Origin of the sequence: Nonomuraea sp. NPDC050383 (assembly GCF_044459125.1) — a bacterium.
In the GTDB taxonomy this organism is placed as follows: Bacteria; Actinomycetota; Actinomycetes; order Streptosporangiales; family Streptosporangiaceae; genus Nonomuraea.
Genome location: NZ_JBITIP010000007.1, coordinates 201,545 through 219,296, shown reverse-complemented (window position 1 = coordinate 219,296; position 17,752 = coordinate 201,545). Strand labels below are relative to the sequence as shown.

The 17,752-nt window shown below is 74.6% G+C and carries 14 protein-coding genes; 9 read left to right on the top strand and 5 right to left on the bottom strand.

The genetic code is table 11. The annotated features are described in order from the left end of the window. The first annotated feature begins 158 nt into the window (after window positions 1-158). Together ACIBG4_RS19620 and ACIBG4_RS19615 are read left to right on the top strand one after the other, a co-directional pair. A complete protein-coding gene (locus ACIBG4_RS19620; RefSeq protein WP_397202958.1) occupies window positions 159-620 on the top strand; it encodes a pyridoxamine 5'-phosphate oxidase family protein in 462 nt (153 codons plus the stop codon). Window positions 621-668: 48 nt separating this feature from the next. Continuing rightward, window positions 669-1,520 carry an alpha/beta hydrolase gene (locus tag ACIBG4_RS19615; RefSeq protein ID WP_397202957.1) on the top strand — a complete coding sequence of 284 codons (852 nt, stop codon included), beginning with the start codon at window positions 669-671 and terminating at the stop codon, window positions 1,518-1,520. Here the strand turns inward: ACIBG4_RS19615 and ACIBG4_RS19610 are convergent. After that, window positions 1,502-2,818: an FAD-dependent oxidoreductase gene (locus ACIBG4_RS19610; RefSeq protein WP_397202956.1), complete on the bottom strand. Its 1,317-nt coding sequence runs from the start codon at window positions 2,816-2,818 to the stop codon at window positions 1,502-1,504. The two genes, ACIBG4_RS19615 and ACIBG4_RS19610, sit on opposite strands and share 19 nt — an antisense overlap. Window positions 2,819-2,914: 96 nt before the next feature. On the opposite strand from ACIBG4_RS19610, the gene ACIBG4_RS19605 reads away from it, so the two are divergent. Then, complete coding sequence (locus ACIBG4_RS19605) at window positions 2,915-3,406, top strand: MarR family transcriptional regulator (RefSeq protein WP_355448669.1); 492 nt, start codon at window positions 2,915-2,917, stop codon at window positions 3,404-3,406. 62 nt (window positions 3,407-3,468) lie between these two features. Here ACIBG4_RS19605 and ACIBG4_RS19600 read toward each other — a convergent pair whose 3' ends face one another. Beyond that, entirely contained in the window at window positions 3,469-3,978 is a 510-nt protein-coding gene (locus tag ACIBG4_RS19600) for a MarR family transcriptional regulator (RefSeq protein ID WP_355448672.1), read from the bottom strand. A gap of 56 nt (window positions 3,979-4,034) precedes the next feature. On the opposite strand from ACIBG4_RS19600, the gene ACIBG4_RS19595 reads away from it, so the two are divergent. Next, on the top strand, window positions 4,035-4,754 hold the full coding sequence (locus ACIBG4_RS19595) for an SDR family NAD(P)-dependent oxidoreductase (protein WP_397202955.1): 720 nt from the start codon (window positions 4,035-4,037) through the stop codon (window positions 4,752-4,754). A gap of 36 nt (window positions 4,755-4,790) precedes the next feature. On the opposite strand, the gene ACIBG4_RS19590 is transcribed toward ACIBG4_RS19595, so the two are convergent. The 3 genes from ACIBG4_RS19590 to ACIBG4_RS19580 all read right to left on the bottom strand — a co-directional run bounded on the left by ACIBG4_RS19590 (window position 4,791) and on the right by ACIBG4_RS19580 (window position 9,012). Continuing rightward, window positions 4,791-7,067 carry an ATP-binding cassette domain-containing protein gene (locus tag ACIBG4_RS19590; protein ID WP_397202954.1) on the bottom strand — a complete coding sequence of 759 codons (2,277 nt, stop codon included), beginning with the start codon at window positions 7,065-7,067 and terminating at the stop codon, window positions 4,791-4,793. Between the two features lie 98 nt (window positions 7,068-7,165). After that, the gene (locus ACIBG4_RS19585) at window positions 7,166-7,627 is read right to left on the bottom strand and encodes a MarR family transcriptional regulator (RefSeq protein WP_310715260.1); all 462 of its coding nucleotides are present in this window, start codon (window positions 7,625-7,627) and stop codon (window positions 7,166-7,168) included. Window positions 7,628-7,668: 41 nt separating this feature from the next. Next, window positions 7,669-9,012, bottom strand: coding sequence for an NAD(P)/FAD-dependent oxidoreductase (locus ACIBG4_RS19580; protein ID WP_397202953.1), 1,344 nt, complete (start codon window positions 9,010-9,012; stop codon window positions 7,669-7,671). Between the two features lie 195 nt (window positions 9,013-9,207). Here ACIBG4_RS19580 and ACIBG4_RS19575 point away from each other — a divergent pair, with 195 nt between their 5' ends. From ACIBG4_RS19575 to ACIBG4_RS19555, 5 genes are all read left to right on the top strand, one after another. After that, window positions 9,208-11,280 carry an ATP-binding protein gene (locus tag ACIBG4_RS19575; protein ID WP_397202952.1) on the top strand — a complete coding sequence of 691 codons (2,073 nt, stop codon included), beginning with the start codon at window positions 9,208-9,210 and terminating at the stop codon, window positions 11,278-11,280. Further along, window positions 11,277-13,865, top strand: a complete 2,589-nt coding sequence (locus tag ACIBG4_RS19570) for a LuxR C-terminal-related transcriptional regulator (protein WP_397202951.1) — start codon at window positions 11,277-11,279, stop codon at window positions 13,863-13,865. Before ACIBG4_RS19575 ends, ACIBG4_RS19570 begins: the two co-directional genes overlap by 4 nt. A 96-nt stretch (window positions 13,866-13,961) precedes the next feature. Then, the gene (locus tag ACIBG4_RS19565) at window positions 13,962-15,479 is read left to right on the top strand and encodes a sugar ABC transporter ATP-binding protein (RefSeq protein ID WP_397202950.1); all 1,518 of its coding nucleotides are present in this window, start codon (window positions 13,962-13,964) and stop codon (window positions 15,477-15,479) included. Continuing rightward, window positions 15,479-16,501, top strand: coding sequence for an ABC transporter permease (locus ACIBG4_RS19560; protein ID WP_397202949.1), 1,023 nt, complete (start codon window positions 15,479-15,481; stop codon window positions 16,499-16,501). The genes ACIBG4_RS19565 and ACIBG4_RS19560 overlap by 1 nt, the downstream gene beginning before the upstream one ends. Continuing rightward, a complete protein-coding gene (locus ACIBG4_RS19555) occupies window positions 16,498-17,727 on the top strand; it encodes a substrate-binding domain-containing protein (RefSeq protein WP_397202947.1) in 1,230 nt (409 codons plus the stop codon). The genes ACIBG4_RS19560 and ACIBG4_RS19555 overlap by 4 nt, the downstream gene beginning before the upstream one ends. Window positions 17,728-17,752 lie beyond the last annotated feature (25 nt).

Here is a 17,752-nt window from a genome sequence, read left to right as displayed (position 1 = left end):
GCCTGAGCGATCGTTGACAGATCGCTGACACGCTCGCGCGGACGGCGGGCGGGGGCCGTCACATGCGCTCGCGCGGACGGTGAGCGGGAGCCGTCACATCCGCCCGCCCGGATGTGCCAGAGTCATGACGGCACACGCGCGTGAAGGAGAACACACCGATGACCCCGGCTCCGCCCCGTACCGCACTCCGGCGCAAGCAGGACGTCCTCGACCGGCTCGCCGGTGACGTCGACGCCTGGGTGTCCACCGCCGGCCCCGACGGCTGGCAGCCGCACCTGGTGCCGCTGTCGTTCCTGTGGGACGGCGCCACCCTGCTCCTGTCCACGGCGGCGGACAGCCCCACGGGCCGCAACCTGCGGCACAGCGGGCGGGTCCGGCTCGGGCTCGGCCACACCCGCGACGTGATCGTGATCGAGGGGTCCGTCGAGACCGTGCCGCCCGCCAGGCTGCGGGAGGAGGAGGGCGACGCCTTCGCCGTCAAGACGGGCTTCGACCCGCGCGCGCTCCCGACGCCGTACCTCTACTTCCGCGTCACGCCGCTGCGGATCCTGGCGTGGCGGGAGGAGAACGAGCTGAAGGGCCGCGAGCTGATGCGCGAGGGCCGCTGGACCGTGACCTGAGGCACCGTACCCGCATCTCCCGGGCGGCGGCCTCTAGGATGGCGCGTCATGACCGTTCCAGACGTCTCCCAGCTGCGCAGGGACTCGGCCCTGCGGGCGGCCCGGCGCCCCCGGGGGCCGGAGCTGGCCGCCGTCGGCGACATGGAGGGGCCCGGCGGGCTCCGGCTCCGCCACTACCGGCCCTCCCCCGAGGCACGGCCGCTGGTGGTGTTCCTGCACGGCGGGGCCTGGGTGATCGGCGACCTGGACACCCACGACCGCACCTGCCGGCGCCTCGCCGCGCGCTGCGACGTCGAGGTGCTGGCCGTGGACTACCGGCGCGCCCCCGAGCACCCCTACCCCGCGGCCGTGGACGACGCGGTCGCGGTCCTGCGGTGGGCCCGGCCGGCGGCGGTGGCCGGTGACAGCGCGGGCGGGTACGTGGCGACGATGGCGTGCCTGCGGCTGCGGGACGAGGGCGGGCCGCTGCCGGCCGGGCAGATCCTCATCTGCCCGAACACCGACCTGACGCTGTCGATGCCCAGCGTCGCGGAGAAGGGGTCCGGGTACGGGCTCGACGCCGGTTTCCTGTCCTGGGCGGTAAGCCAGTGGACGTCCGGCCCGGAGGTCCGTGACGACCCGCGGGCGAGCCCTCTGACGGCCGCGGACCTGCGCGGCATGCCGGACAGCATCGTCGTCACGGCCGAGCACGACCCGCTGCGCGACGAGGGCGACGCGTACGCGCGGCGGCTGGCCGAGGCAGGGGTGCGGGTGACGCACCGGCAGGAGCCGGGGCTCGTCCACGGCTTCATCCAGAACATGGACCTCACCTCGCCCGAGGCCGCCGCCGCCCACGAGCGGCTCTTCCAGGACATCGCCGGCATGCTGGGCGGCCGGGAGGGTCACTCGGCCCCGCGGTAGGCGTACAGGTCGTCGACGAACTTGCGCTTGAGGGCCGGCACGCGGTCCACCACGGTGAAGTAGCCGCGCATCCCGGCCAGCAGGGCGCGGCCGATGACCGGCTTGTGCGCGGCGCCGTCGCCGTCCATGCGGCTCAGCGAGTCCTTCACGCGGGCGAAGCCGTACGGGATCATCTGGCGTTCGTAGGCGGCGACGGCGTCGAGCACCGGCTTGCCGCCGGCCAGCTCCCGGCACAGCAGCATGGCGTCGCGCAGCGCGGTGTTGGCCCCGACGCCCTGGCCGGGGGTCATCGTGTGGATCGCGTCGCCGAGCAGCGTGACGTTCGTGGTGGGCCAGGGGTCGACCGGGACGGAGGTGCGGATGTTGATCGGGAAGCAGCTCCCGGGGTCGGCCAGCGTGAACAGGCGGCGCAGGTCCGGGTGCCAGTCCCCGGTCATGCCGAGGGCGACGTCCACGAGGTCGGCGCCCCGCAGGTCCATGATCCCGGCGGGGAAGCGGGAGGCGGCGGCCGACAGGCCCCAGTTGATGTAGTCGCGTGTGTTGTCGTAGAGCAGGCCCGGCCAGCGCTCGATCAGCTCCCGTTCGCTGCCGCCCACGTCATGCTTGATCCCGCCCTCGCGGCCCCACTTGAACTCCATGACGTGCCAGATGCAGAACATGCCCCTGGGCGCGAACATCGCCGAGATGCCGTAGAACATCTCCGGCGTGAGCAGCCGCCGCGTCTCCTCGGTGATCGGCACCTTGGCGGAGATGGCGATGATGCCGCTGTCCTTGATCCGGGCGTGCGGGAGGTACTGCCGGCGCACGCGGGAGCCGGTGCCGTCGGCGGCGACGAGCACGTCCCCGGTCGCGCTGCTGCCGTCGGCGAAGAAGGCGGTGACGGTGCCGTCGGCATTGCGCTCGTAGCGGGTGAACTCCTTGCCGAAGTGGACGACGTCCTCCATGCCGGTCAGCAGCACCTGGCGCAGCGTCATCCGCGACACCGAGCGCTCGGTGTTGACCGGGTCGTCGTCCTCGGGGCGGAGCGGGAAGGACGCCGTGGTGCCGCGCTTCTCGGTGAGGACGTTGAAGAAGCGCGGGGCGCGGGCGCAGGTGGCGGCGAAGGTGTCGAACAGCTCGGGCGGCAGGCACTCCTTCAGCGCCCGGTTGCCGGTGGGGTCGATGCCGACGCGGTAGCCGTGCAGGCCGTCGGCGCGGGTGCGGTCGCGCTCGTAGACGGCCACGGGGACGCCGGCCCGGCGCAGGCCGTGGGCCAGGCACATGCCGCCGGTGCCGGCGCCGATGATGATGACACGCATGACAGGTCCTCTCCGAGGCACAAGGAAGGGATTCGTCTCGTTCGTCATGTATCTTGATGTTCGAGACGTCTTTATCTTGAAGTTCGAGAGGCTTGAATGTCAAGGAGAATTCCGGGCGAGCTCCGCGACGCCGTGGGCGAGGAGATGCGGCTGATGCAGGCCGCGGTCGACTCCTTCGACGAGGCGGCCGCCGGCGTCCTAGGCGTGAACCGTACGGACCTGAGGTGCCTGGAGATCCTCGCCCAGGGCCCGGTCATCCCGAGCGTGCTGGGGCCGGCGCTCGGCCTGACCACGGGCAGCGTCACCGCGATGCTCGACCGGCTGGAGAAGCTCGGCTACCTCACCCGCTCCCCCGACCCCTCCGACCGCCGCAAGGTCGTCGTGCGGATCACCGAGGAGGCCGGCGCCAGGACGTGGGACCTGTACGGCCCGTTCGTCGCCGAGGGCGAGACCATGATGGAGGACTTCACGCCCGAGGAGCTGGAGCGGGTGGCCGCCTTCCTGCGCCGCTCACGCGAGATGTACGAGCGGCACGTGGAGCGGGTGCGCGCCCAGCCGGTGGCCAGACGGCGGGGCGCGCGCCGGTAGCCGCACCACGCGGAGAAGGCGCGCCCTCGCGCCGGAATGGTGGTGGCCGGCGGCACGCCGCGCTACAGCCCCTGTCGTCGCCGCACGTCGGTCGTGAGCTTCGCCAGCAGGCGCACGAGCGTGGCCCGTTCGTCCTCGGACAGGCCCGCGACCAGGCCGGCCTCACGGCTGAGCACCGAGTCGACCGATCGCTCGATCAGCGCGTGTCCCTCGTCCGTCAGCGACACGTCGACGCTCTTGCGCCCCGTCGCGCCCGGTGCCCGCCGCACCAGACCGTCACGCTCCGCGCGGGCGACGCGCTGGGAGATCGCGCCGGCCGTCACCAGGGTGCGGCCGGCCAGCTCGCGGGTGGACAGCGTGTACGGCGGGCCGGAGCGGCGGATCACCGACAGCAGGTCGAGCGTGGCCGCGTCGATGCCGGCCGCGCGCAGGACACGGACGCGATCGTCGGCGAACATCTTCGCCAGCCGCCAGATGGGCGTGACGATCTCGATGGAGTCCGTGGGCGTGCCCGGACGCTCGCGCTGCCAGGCCGCCGCGATCTCGGCCGGCTCGGCCGGGTTGTCGGTCACTGTCCGCCCTCCGCTATGTTTAGATCTAAACGATAACACCGCCCGAGGGAGGAAGCGTGACCAGAACTGTCCTCGTCACCGGAGGCACCAGCGGCATCGGGCGCGCCGTCGCCGCGCTCTTCGCGGCCGACGGCGCGGAGGTCCACATCACCGGGCGGCGGCCCGACACCGTCGAGCCGGCCGCCAAGGAGCTCGGCGTGCACGGCATCGCCTGCGACGCGACCATGCCCGACCAGGTCGCCGAGCTCGGCGCGCGGCTGGACGGCCCGCTCGACGTGCTCGTCAACACCGCCGGTGGACTGCCGGAGACGCCGCCGGCCGGGATGCCGCCCCTGGAAAGGCTGGCCGCCGAGTGGCAGTCGAGCGTGTCGACCAACCTGTTCACCGCGGTCCTCACCACCGCCGCGGTCCGCGACAAGCTGACCGCGGGCTCCTCGATCATCAGCATCGGGACGATCGGTGCGGAACGCCGCGGCGGATCCTACGGCGCGGCGAAGGCGGCGCTGGCCGCCTGGAACGCCGCGCTCGCCGCCGAGCTCGGCCCGCGCGACATCACCTGCAACGTCATCTCCTCCGGCTACGTGACCGGCACCGGCTTCTTCGGCGGCGGCATGACGGAGGCGCGTCACCAGGCGCTCGTCGAGGAGACGCTGCTCAAGCGGCCGGGCACGCCCGGCGACATCGCGCAGACCGTCTTCTTCCTCGCCTCGCCCGGTGCGCGCCACATCACGGGACAGACCATCCACGTCAACGGCGGCGCCTTCACCACACGCTAGCCTCAGCCGTCAGCCGTTGATTGACGCCAGGGGGGCTCAGGACACGTAGAGCCGCAGGTGATCGGCCGTCAGGGAGGTGCCGGTGGCCACCAGGTCGGCCGGGGTCCCCGAGAACACCACCTGGCCGCCGTCGTGGCCGGCTCCCGGTCCCAGGTCCACGATCCAGTCGGCGTGGGCCATCACCGCCTGGTGATGCTCGATGACGATCACCGTGTTGCCGTCGTCCACCAGCCGGTCCAGCAGCCCGAGCAGCTGGTCCACGTCCGCCAGGTGCAGGCCGGTGGTCGGCTCGTCCAGGACGTACGTCGTGCCGTTGCGGGCCATGTTGACGGCCAGCTTGAGCCGCTGCCGCTCGCCGCCCGACAGGGTGGTGAGCGGCTGCCCGAGCGTGAGGTAGCCAAGGCCGGCGGCGGCGAGCCGGTCGAGGATCGTCCGCGCCTGGCCGGAGCCGAAGAACTCGAGCGCCTGCGCCACCGGCATGGCCAGCACCTCGCTGATGTCGCGGCCCCGCAGCCGGTACGCGAGGACCTCCGACGTGAACCGCCTGCCCTCGCACTCCTCGCACACCGACGCCACCTCGGCCATCATGGCCAGGTCCGTGTAGACGAGGCCGATGCCCTTGCAGGCCGGGCAGGCGCCCTCGGAGTTGGCGCTGAACAGGCTCGCCTTCACCCCGTTGGCCTTGGCGAACGCCGTCCGGATCGGGTCGAGCAGCCCCGTGTAGGTGGCCGGGTTGCTGCGGCGCGACCCGCGGATCGGCGACTGGTCGGCGACCACGACGCCCTCGCGTCCCGCGACGTACCCGTGGATGAGCGAGCTCTTGCCCGAGCCGGCAACGCCCGTGACGACGGTGAGGACGCCGAGCGGGAGGTCCACGCTCACGTCGCGCAGGTTGTGCCGCGTGGCGCCGCGGACGGGCAGGTGACCGGTGGGGCGGCGGGCGTCCTGGCGCAGCTTGACGCGGTGGCTGAGGTAGCGGCCGGTCAGCGTGCCGGAGGCGCGCAGCCCGTCGAGGTCGCCGGCGTAGCAGACGTGACCGCCCTGGGCGCCGGCGCCGGGGCCGAGGTCCACGACGTGGTCGGCGATGGCGATGGTCTCCGGCTTGTGCTCGACGACGAGCACCGTGTTGCCCTTGTCGCGCAGCCGCAGCAGCAGGCCGTTCATGCGCTGGATGTCGTGCGGGTGCAGCCCGGCGGTCGGCTCGTCGAAGACGTACGTGATGTCGGTGAGGCTGGAGGTGAGGTGCCGCACCATCTTGACGCGCTGGGCCTCGCCGCCGGACAGGGTGGAGGACTCGCGGTCCAGGCTCAGGTAGCCGAGACCGATCTCGACGAGCGAGTCGAGCGTCTCCAGGAGCGTGTCGAGCAGCGGCTTGACCGAGGCGTCCCGGATGCCGCGGACGAACGCGGCCAGCTCGTCGATCTGCATGGCCGAGCAGTCGGCGATGCTGCGGCCGGCGACGAGGCTGGCGCGGGCGGCGTCGTTGAGCCGGGTGCCGTCGCAGGCGGAGCAGGGGGCGAGCTTGACCGCCCGGTCGGCGAAGGCGCGCGCCGCCGTCTGCATCGACTCGCGGTCCTTGGCGAGGTACAGGCGCCGGACCTTGGTGACGAGCCCCTCGTAGGTGAACGTGTTGGAGCCCATCTTGATCTTGGTGGCGGGCTTGTGGAGGAAGTCCTCCCACTGCTCCGTGGTGTAGTCGCGCAGCGGGGCGTCCGGGTCGAACAGACCGGTCTTGGCGTAGAGCTGCCAGTACCACGTGTCCTTGGCGAAGCCCGGTGCCTTGATCGCGCCCTCGTTCAGGGACAGGTCGCGGTCCACCAGCTCGTCCACGTCGATCTGGGACGTCTTGCCGAGCCCCTCGCACACGGGGCACATGCCCTCGGCCCGGTTGAAGCTGAAGGCGAAGGGCGGGCCGGCGTGCGGCGCGCCGAGACGGCTGAACATGATCCGCAGCATGGTGTGGCAGTCGGTGGCGGTGCCGACGGTCGAGCGGGCGTTGGCGCCCATCCGCTCCTGGTCCACGATGATCGCGGCGCTGAGGTTGCGCAGCGCGTCGACGTCCGGGCGGGCCTGGGAGGGCATGAAGTTCTGGAGGAACGCGGTGTAGGTCTCGTTGATGAGCCGGCGGGACTCCGCGGCGATCGTGTCGAAGACGAGCGACGACTTGCCGGAGCCGGAGACGCCGGTGAACACCGTCAGGCGCCGCTTGGGGATGTCGAGGGAGACACCCGCCAGGTTGTTCTCCCTGGCGCCGCGCACCTGGATGACGTCGTGGCTGTCGGCGGCCAGCTTGCTGGGGAGGGAGGAAGGCATGCCTGCAAGTGTGTCATTGACCTCCCCGTTGAGACTTTCGGCGCGGGTACCAGGAGAGGCTGGTGCCGAACCCTCAAACCGGGGGACGCCGGGAAGAGTCAGGGCCTGAGACGGGCCAGGGAGTCGGGGGTGAGGCGGGCGGCGAGGGCCTCCAGCAGGGCCGTGACCTCCGTGACCTCGGTGTGGCCGGCGGGCTCCGCGCCGCCCAGCGCGAGCGCCAGCGCGGGCTCGATCGGCGCCGCGCGCACCTCGGCCACCCGGTCGGACAGCTGGGGCGCGTGCCTGATCACGGTCCTGCGCCGGTCGCGGGGGTCGGGCTCGGTCACCACGGCGCCCGCCTCGCGCAGGCGGGCCACAGAGGCCGACACGGCGCTCTGCGGCAGGCCGGTGCGGGCGACGATCTCGCCCACCGAGGTGTCGGGATGGCTCCGGACGTCGCTGACGACGATGAGGACGGTGCGCACGCTCGTGGTCTGCGGCCCGATCCCCTCCGTCGGCATGGCCTCCTCGCCGATCTTCATCAGCGTACGCCCCAGCAGGAACAGGTCCACAGCGTTCATGGCCCCACAATACATCAAATCTGATGGGTTGCCGCGTCCTGTCACGCCGGCGGCCGCGAGGGGGCGGGAGAGTGCTCGGGCGGCGGGTCGATGCCGAGCTGCTCGGCGCGGACGAGCCCGGCCGCGGCGTCGGGAACCAGGCCGAGGCTGACCGTGTTGCGGCCGAGCAGGGCGTTGAGCGCCCAGTCGGTGGCCACGCGCAGCCGGTTGCCCGCGCCGGGCAGGGCGTACAGGTGGTAGCCGCCGGTGACGGCCTTGGCCGGCGGACCGGTGACGGGCAGGCCGAGCGGCGCGGCGGCGGCCTGGGCCCCGCCGAGGTCCGCGACGGTGCCGAGGTCGCGGTGCCGGTACGGCCGGGCCCTGCCGTGTCCCAGGCTCGCCGCGACGTTGCGGGCCGCGGCCCGGCCCTGGCGCATGGCGTGCTGGGCCGTCTGCGGGCACACCGAGCCGGGGCGGCCGAGGTCGGGCACGGCCGCGGCGTCGCCCAGTGCGAAGACGTCCGGGTGCCCCGGCACGGCCAGGTCGGCGCCCACGGTGAGCCGGCCCCTGTCCAGGGGCAGCCCCAGGTCCTCGACGAGCGGGCTGCCGGTGACGCCCGCCGTCCACACCAGCAGCCGGCACGGCACCGTGGTGCCGTCGCTGAGGTGCGCGGTGTCGGGGGTGAGCCGGTCCACCAGGGTGCTCAGCCGCACCTCGACGCCGCGCGAGCGCAGCACGGCCAGCGCGTGGTGCGACAGGCGCGGCGGCAGATGCTCCAGGACGCCGTGGCCGTGCTCGACGAGGATCCAGCGGATGTGCTCGGCCCGCAGCCGCGGGTAGGCGCGCAGCGCGGACGCCACGAACAGCCGCATCTGCGCGACGTACTCCGTCCCGGCCAGCCCCGCGCCGACCACGACGAACGTGGTGCACGCCTGCCGCTCCGGCCCGTCGGGCAGGCCGTCGGCCCGCTCCAGCTGGGCCAGGACGCGGTCGCGCAGGTACACCGCCTCGATGACGGTCTTGAAGCCGTGGGCGTACTCGCGCAGCCCCGGCACGTCGCGGATGCGGGTGACGCTGCCCGGCGCGAGCACCAGGCGGTCCCAGGAGAGGGTGGACTGGCCGCCGTCGTGGTGGCGGACGGTCACCGTGCGGCTGCCCAGGTCGGCGCCGGTGACCTGACCGGTCCACAGGCGGGTGCGCCGCAGCGACCGCAGCGGCACGGCGACGTCCGCCGGGTTGACGGTCCCGGCGGCGACCTGCGGCAGCAGCGGCGTGTACAGGTGGTAGTCGGTACGGCTGACCAGCACCAGCTCGGCCGCGCCGGGCGGGAGCAGTCTCTCCAGGCCGCGCAGGGAGTGGTAGCCGCCGAACCCCGCTCCGACGACCACGATCCTGGGCTTGGGCATCGTTTCCTCCCTCCAGGTGCCTGGCCGTCCCGTGGCCGGTTCAACCCCGGCTTGGGGGGATCCATGGCGGCCGTTGGCGTTTCCGGGGCCACCCGCGGGAGGTGGCGACGGGCGGAGTTCTAGGCTGGAAGGCATCGGCCGGTCTGCTCAGCGGGAAGCCTTCCCGGAGGCGCCGGCCGGTGGAGCAGTCAATCCATGGCCGTGGTGAGCGAGTCCACCTTCGTCGGCCGCAGGCACGAGGTGGCCGCGGCTCGGAAGGCTCTTGCCCGGGCCCGGCTGCTCACGCTGACCGGCACGGGAGGCGTCGGCAAGAGCCGCCTGGCGCTCAAGGTCGCCGCCACCCTGCGCGGCGCCTTCCGCGACGGGGTCGAGGTCGTGCAGCTCTCCTCCCTGGCGGCCGGCGAGCTGCTGGCGCCGACGGTCGCCGCGGCGCTGGGGCTGCGCGACGGCGACTCCGACCCCATGGCGCTGCTGGAGGACCACCTGGCCGGGCGGCGGATGCTGCTCGTCCTCGACAACTGCGAGCACCTGCTGGAGGCGTGCGCCCGTTTCGCGGCCCGGGTGCTGCGCGAGGCGCCGAGGCTTCGGCTCCTCATCACGAGCAGGCAGAGGCTGGGCGTGTACGGCGAGCACGTGCTCCCGGTTCCGTCCCTGCCGGTTCCGGACCCGGGGCTGCCGCCGCACGTCATAGCCCGGCACGACGCCGTGCGGCTGTTCGCCGACCGGGCGGCCGACGCCTCGCCGGGGTTCCGGCTGACCCGGGAGAACGCCGCGGACGTGGCCATGCTCGCCCGGCGCCTCGACGGGCTGCCGCTGGCGATCGAGCTGGCGGCGGCCCGGCTGCGCACGGTGCCGCTGGACCGGCTGGCGCGCGAGCTGGACGAGCGTCTTCAGGCCGTGACGTCGCCGGCCACGCTGCCGCCGCGGCAGCGGACGCTGCGCGCGACCATGGAGTGGAGCTACCGCCTGTGCTCGGCCGGCGAGCAGCGGCTCTGGGCCCGGCTCTCGATGTTCCCCGCGGGGGCCGGCCTGGAGACGGCCGAGGCGGTGTGCGCCGGCGGCGAGGTGGACGGGTGCGAGGTGCTCGACCTGGCGGCGGGGCTGGTCGACAAGTCGATCCTCATCGGCGAGCAGGCGGAGGGCTGCGTCAGGTACCGCATGCTGGACACCATCCGCGCGTACGGCTGCGAGCGGCTGGCCGGCGACGAGGAGCGGGACCTGCGCGAGCGCTACCTCGGCCACCACCGGGACCTCGTGGCCCGCAACCGGATCCACGAGACGGTCCCCGACCAGCTGGAGCGCTACCGGCTGCTGCGGCGGGAGCTGCCCAACCTGCGCGCCGCGATCGAGACGTGCCTCGGCGGGCCGGGACCGCCCGCCGTGGGGCTGGAGATGACCGCGTCGCTGTGGTCGTTCTGGCTGCTGTCCGGCTCCGCCACGGAGGGACGGTACTGGCTGGAACGCGGCCTGGAGCGGGTGACCGCGCCGGACCGCGGCCGGGCGACGGCGCTGTGGGTGTACAGCATGCTGGCGCTGCGCCAGGGCGACCCCGCCGCGGCGGCGCCCCGGCTGGAGGAGTGCGGGGCGCTGGTCCGGCGCGAGGGGTTCGCGGACGTGCTCCCGTACGCGGTGCGGACCAGCGGCGTGGCCGCGTTCTCCACCGGCGAGCCGGGGCGCGGGCTCGCGCTGCTGGAGGAGTCGCTGGCGCTGCACAGGGCGGCGGGCGACCTCGACGGGGTGGCGTTCAACCTGTACTACCTGGCGGCGTACGGGGCGAGCCAGAGCCCCGGGCGGGCGGCGGAGTGCGGCGAGGAGATGCTGGCGCTGTGCGAGGAGCACGGGGCGCCCGTGACCCGCTCGTACGCGCAGCTCGTGCTCGGCATCGTGCTGTGGAACCTCGGCGACCTGCAGCGGGCCGAGGAGCTGGTGGGCGAGGCGGCGGAGTTCACCCGCGACATCGACGACAAGTGGTGCCTGACGCAGTGCGTGGAGGTGCTGGCGTGGGCGGCGGGCGCCCACGGCGACCACGGCCGGGCGGCCCGGCTGCTGGGCGCCGCGCACGCCCTGTGGCAGTCCGTGGACGCCTCCCCGTTCCGGCTGTCGTACCACGCGCCGTGGCATGAGCGGTGCGTGGCGCGGGCCCGGCGCGCCCTAGGGGTCCGGGCGTATCAGGCGGCGTTCCGGGAGGGCGCCCGGCTGGGTCTCGATCCGCGGCCCCTCGCAGGTTCCGGCAGGCCGGGGGCTCATCACGCGTCCGGGAGGGTATGACTGAACCCGACATGGCCACGGGGGCGACGACGCGACGGGCAACGGGGAACCTGCCCGTCGAGTTGACCAGTTTCGTGGGGCGCCGGCAGGAGCTGACCGAGGCGCGGCGCCTGCTCTGCGCTGGGCGGCTGCTGACGCTGACCGGCGTGGGCGGCGTCGGGAAGACGAGGCTGGCGCTGCGGCTGGCCGCCGAGACGGTGCGGAGCTTCCCTGACGGGAGCTGGCTGGCCGACCTCGCCCCGCTGGCCGCCGGGGAGCTGCTCGGCGAGACGGTCGCCCAGGCGATCGGCTGCCCCCGCAACGACCTGGAGGGGCTGCGCGAGCACCTGCGCGGCCGGCGGACGCTCCTGGTGCTCGACAACTGCGAGCATCTGCTGCCCGAGTGCGCCGCTCTGGTGGGCGAGCTGCTCGCGGCCGGGCCCGGCGTGCGGATCCTCGCCACCAGCCGGCAGCCGCTGCACGTGGCCGGCGAGAGCGTGCTTGAGGTGCCGCCGCTGACGGTGCCGGGCGCCCCGGGCGCCGTACCGGCTGCCCCGGGGGCCGCGCCGGAAGCCCTGGAGACCGTGCCGGACGAGCTGCCCGGTCCGGCGCTCACCCCCGTCGCTGGACCGGAATCCGGAGCGGCCCCCGAACCCGCGTCCGGCACGAGATCCGGAGTGGCGTCCGGAGCGGCGTCCGGTGGGCCCGGGGTGGTCGCGGCCGGCGCCGGGACGGACGGGGAGGCGGACCCCGGGCCTGGCCTCGGGCCGGCGCCGGAGGTGCTGTCGGAGGCGGTCAGCCTGTTCGCCGACCGGGTGGCGGCCGTGGTGCCGGACTTCACGGTCGACGCGGGCAACAGCGTGGCGGTGACCCGGCTGTGCCGGCGGCTCGACGGGATCCCGCTGGCCATCGAGCTCGCGGCGGTCCGGATGCGCGTGCTGTCGGTCGAGCAGATCCTCGACCGGCTCAACGACCGGTTCCGGCTGCTCTCCCAGGGCAGCCGGGTGGCGATACCGCGCCAGCGGACGCTGCGGGCGCTCGTCGACTGGAGTTACGACCTGTGCACGCCCGGGGAGCGCGCCCTGTGGCGGGAGCTGTCGGTCTTCTCCGGGGGCTGGGACCTGGAGGCGGCGCAGCGGGTCTGCGCCCCGGACGAGATCGCCGGGGCGGCCGTGTCCGACGTGCTGACCGAGCTGGTCGACAAGTCGATCGTGCTCCGCAGGGAGCAGGACCCGGGCTTGGCGGGCCTGCCGCCCGAGGAGCACGGGTACGGTGCCCGCTACGACATGCTGGAGACGCTGCGCCAGTACGGCGAGGAGCGGCTGGCCGAGTCGGGCCGGCGCACGGCCCTGCGGCTGCGCCACCGCGACTGGTGCCGTGAGCTGGCCGAGCGGGCCGAGGCCGAGTGGTTCGGCGAGCACCAGATGCGCTGGCTGGCCCGACTCCGCCTCGAACAGGCCAATGTGCGCGCCGCCCTGGAGTTCTGCCTGAGCGAGCCGGGGCAGGCGTGGGCCGCGCTGGAGATCGGCGCGGCGATGTGGAGCCACCGGCTGTCGTGGACGTCGCCGAGCGAGGGGCACCACTGGCTGGAGCGGGCACTGGCCGCCGAGACCGCGCCCGGCTCCGCGCGGGCCAAGGCGCTCTGGGTGGACGCCTGGCTGGTGCTGCTGCGGGGCGACCCCGCCGCCGCGCGGCCGCTGCTGGAGGAGTGCCGGGCGCTGTCCGAGCGGCTCGGCGACGAGGCCGATCTGGCCGGGGCGGTGCACATCACCGGATTCGCGGCGCTGCTCGCGGGCGCCTTCCCGCGCGCGTTCACGCTGCTGGAGGAGGCGCTGGAGCGGCGGCGGGCGCTCGGCCACCGGGGCCACGCCTGGGTCACGCTGCTCCAGCTCGCGATGGCCGCCGTGTTCATGAACGCTCCCCGCTCGTCCGCGCTGTGCGAGGAGGTCCTGGAGACGGCCCGGCGGGAGCGCGCCGAGTGGTCGGTGTCGTACGGGCTGTGGATCGTGGCCCTGGACCGGTGGCGGCTGGGCGACGCGCCGGCGGCCGCCGCCATGATGCGCGACGCGATCCGCGTCAAGGTGCGCTGCCACGACCACCTCGGTCTCGCCCAGTGCCTGGAGGGGCTGGCGTGGATCCTGGCCGGCGAGGGGGCGCGGCCGCGCGCCGCCGAGCTGCTCGGCGCCGCCCACATGGTGTGGCGGTCGATCGGGACGTCGCTGTCGGGGCTCGGCCACCTGGCGGGCCTGCATGACCGGTGCGAGCAGCTGCTGCGGCGCGGGCTGGGCGACGAGGAGTTCACCGCGGGCTTCCTGCGCGGCTCGGAGCTCACGCTGGACGCCGCGGCGGCGTACGCGCTGGAGGACGGGCTGCTGCTCGACACCGGTGACGCCGAGCAGGAGCCCGGTGTCGCGGCCGTGCTGACCCGCAGGGAACGGGAGATCGCCGAGCTGGTGGCGCGGGGGCTGAGCAACCGGCAGATCGCCGAGACGCTGGTGATCGCGCAACGCACCGCCGAGAACCACGTCGAGAACGTGCTGCGCAAGCTGGGCTTCACCTCGCGCGCGCAGATCGTGCGCGCCTGGAACACTCGTCAGGCCGGCTGAACAAGCCCTTGACCTTTGGTTCTGTACGATGAACGGAACATCGGACGGGCCGTCGCAGCTTGCCCGCCGGGCGATCCGAGCCCCGCGGAGGGGCCTGTGCACGACTGCGCCAGCCACGATCTCGGCAGGGCTGAGCCGGAGCCGCTTGTCCGTGTCCGCGGGCTGCGCAAGCGGTTCGGCGGCATCCCCGCGCTCGACGGCGTCGATCTCGACCTGGCCCGCGGCAGCGTCCTGGCGCTGCTCGGCCGGAACGGCGCGGGCAAGTCCACCCTGATCAAGATCCTGGCCGGGGTGCACCGCGCCGACGCCGGGGAGGTCACGGTGGCCGGGCACCCGCTCGGCGGCCGGGCCGCGGCCGGCCGGATGTCGTTCGTCCACCAGGACCCCGGCCTGGTCGACTGGATGACCGTCGCGGAGAACGTCGCCCTGGGCGCCGGTTACCCCCGCCGCGGCGGCCTCATCTCCGGACGCGGGACGCGCGTGCGCTGCGCGGCGGCGCTCGACGCGGTCGGCGCCCGGGTGGACCCCGGCGAGCGGGCGGGCGATCTCACCCGGGCCGAGCGGGCGCTGGTCGCCGTGGCCCGCGCGCTGGCCCGCGACACCGAGGTGATCGTGCTGGACGAGCCGACCGCGAGCCTGGGCGCGGCCGACCGCGACCGGCTGTTCGGCGTGCTGCGCGGGCTGCGCGACCGTGGCCGCGGCGTCGTGTACGTGAGCCACCGGCTCGCCGAGGTGCGCGAGCTGGCCGACAGCGTGGCCGTCCTGCGCGACGGGCACCTGGAGCGCGCCATCGTGGCGGGCGAGCCCATCGACCACGACGACCTGGTGCGCGCCATCGTGGGCGGCGAGCCCGCCGTTCACCGCCGGCCGCGCCGGGAGCCGGGTGAGGTGGTGCTGAGCGTGCGCGGCCTGCGCACCGCGCTGGCCGGTCCGGTCGGCTTCGACCTGCGGGCCGGCGAGGCGATCGGCCTGACCGGGCTCGCCGGCGCGGGACACGTGGACGTGGGGCGGGCGCTGGCCGGCGTGCGGCCCGTCCTGGACGGGCGGGTGCTGCTGGACGGGCGGCCCTACCTGCCGGCGTCGGCGCCGGAGGCCGTCGAGGCGGGTGCCGGTCTGGTCGCGGGCGACCGGCTGGAGGAGGGCGCCGCCCCCGGCCTCACCGTCCGGGAGAACGTCCTGGCCAACCCGCGCCTGCGCGGCGGCTCACCGCTGACCTGGATCGGGCCTCGCGAGGAGCGGACGCGGGCCGCGGGCCTGCTGGCGCGCCTCGGGGTCCGACCCGCCGACACCGAGCTGCCGTTCACCGCGCTGTCGGGCGGCAACCAGCAGAAGGCGCTGATCGGCCGCTGGCTGTGGACCGGACGGCGGGTGCTGATCCTGGAGGAGCCGACGGCCGGGGTGGACGTCGCGGCCCGGCCCGAGATCTACCGGCTGCTGGACGCCGCCCTGAGCGAAGGTCTGGCGGCCGTGCTGGTCTCGGCCGACGCCGAGGAGATCACACACGTGTGCGACCGCGCGCTCGTCCTCACGCGCGGCGCGGTGACCGCCGAGCCGGCCGGCGACGCCCTCACCGTCACCGGGCTCACCCGCGCCGTCACCGGGACGGACCGCTGATGGCCGCCGGAGGCCGGGCACCCCGGCGCCGGTCCGCACCCGGCAGGCTCGTCGGCGCCTACGGGCTGCTGGCGCTGGCGGTCCTGCTGTTCGCCGTGTTCTCCCTGGTGCTGCCCCAGACCTTCCCCACCCTGGCCAACCTGCGGGTGGTGCTGTCCACGAACGCGATCACCGCGATCCTGGCGCTGGGCGCGATGGTGCCGATCGTCACGGGCAAGTTCGACCTGTCCATCGGGTACGGGATCGGCCTCTGGCACGTCGTTACGCTGAGCCTCATCGTGTCGGCCGGCTGGCCGTGGCCGCTGGCCTGCCTCGGCGTCCTGGCGGGCGGGGCGCTGGCGGGGGCGGTCAACGGGCTGCTCGTCGAGTTCGCCCGCATCGACTCGTTCATCGCCACCCTCGGCACGGGCAGCGTGCTGTACGCGATCACGGGGTGGGTGACCGGGGGCGCGCGGATCGTGCCGGGCCCCGGGGGGCTGCCCGGCGGGTTCACGAGCCTGACCGACGCGACGGCGCTGGGGCTGCCCGTGCCCGCGCTGTACGTCGCGGCGCTGACGGCGGCGCTGTGGGTGATCCTCGAACGCCTCCCCCTCGGGCGCTACCTGTACGTCATCGGCTCCAACCCGCGGGCCGCCGAACTGGCCGGCATCCGCACCCGCCGCCACGTCTGCGCGGCCTTCACCGCCTCCGGGCTGGTGACCGGCTTCGCGGGCGTCCTGCTCGCCGCCCAGAACCAGATCGGCAACCCGAGCGTCGGGCTGGACTACCTGCTGCCTGCGTTCACCGCGGCGCTGCTCGGCTCGTCCGTGATCCGGCCGGGCCGGCCCAACCCGCTGGGCACGGTGGTGGCGGTCGCCATCCTGGCCGTCGGCCTGTCGGGGCTCGGGCAGCTCGGCGCGGAGTTCTGGGTGACTCCGCTGTTCAACGGGCTGACGCTGCTCGTGGCGGTGGGCCTCGTCGGCTTCTCGGCCCGGCGGCGGCTGCGCGCCCGTCCCCCGGCGGAGAGCCGGGGAGCCCCATGAGCCCCGCCCCGCCCGTGAGCGCCGGCTGTTCCAGGCGCGCCACCGCCCGGCCCGTACGCGCGACCACCCCGCCCGTACGCGCGACCGCCCCGCCCGTGCGCGCGACCGCCCGGCTCGTGCGCGCTGTGGCCGCGCTGCTGCTCGCCGTCGTGCTGACCGGCGGCTGCGCGGGCGGCGACGCCCCGGACCCCGGCCGGCCGGCGCGGCCGTGCCCCGCTGTGCTCGCCACGGCCCGGGAGGCCGTCGCCCGCGCCGAGCGCACCGCCCCCTGGGACGGGCCCACGACCGGGCCCCGGGCCGTCCCCGGCAGGAGCATCGTGTACGTGGCCGCCACCATGACCAACCCCGGCGTCGCCGGCACGGCCTCCGCCGTCACCGGGGCGGCCCGCTCGATCGGCTGGAAGGCGCGGGTGATCGACGGCCAGGGCACGCCGGCCGGCGTCCGCGCCGCCTTCGGGCAGGCGATCGCGTTGCGCCCGTCCGGGATCGTGATCGGCGGCTTCGACCCGGGCTCGGTCGCCCAGCAGGTGCGCCAGGCCGATCAGGCGGGCATCACGCTGGTCGGCTGGCACGCGACCCGCTCCCCCGGGCCCAGCGCGAGCCCGAGGCTGTTCGCCAACGTCACCACCCGGGTGGAGGACGTCGCCCGGCTCAGCGCGTACTGGATCATCGCGAGGTCAGGCGGGGGCGCGGGGGTCGTGGTGTTCAGCGACTCCTCGATCCCGTTCGCGCAGTACAAGGCGCGGCTGATCGAGAGGACGCTGCTCGGCTGCCCGGGCGTCACGCTGCTCGCTCGCGAGAACATCCCGCTGCCCGACGCGGGCACCCGCACGGCGCAGGAGGCGTCGTCGCTGCTGTCGCGCCTCGGCGACCGGTGGACGTACTCGGTCGCCGTCAACGACCTGTACTTCGCCGACGCCGCACCGGCGCTGCGCGCCGCGGGCCGGCCGGGCGGCGGCGCCCCGTACGCCATCGGCGCGGGCGACGGCGACCCGTCGGCCTTCGAGCGGATCCGCGCCCGCCAGTACCAGGCGGCGACCGTCCCCGAGCCGCTGGGCGCGCAGGGCCACCAGATCGTCGACGAGCTGAACCGGGCGTTCGCCGGCGTGCCGCCGAGCGGTTACGTCCCGCCCGTCCACCTGACGACGGCGACCAACGTGGGCACCGCCACGTCCTGGGACCCACCCGGCTACCAGGCCGCCTACGAGAGGATCTGGCGGCCTTAGTGGTCCGGCACCGGGTGCCCCGGCG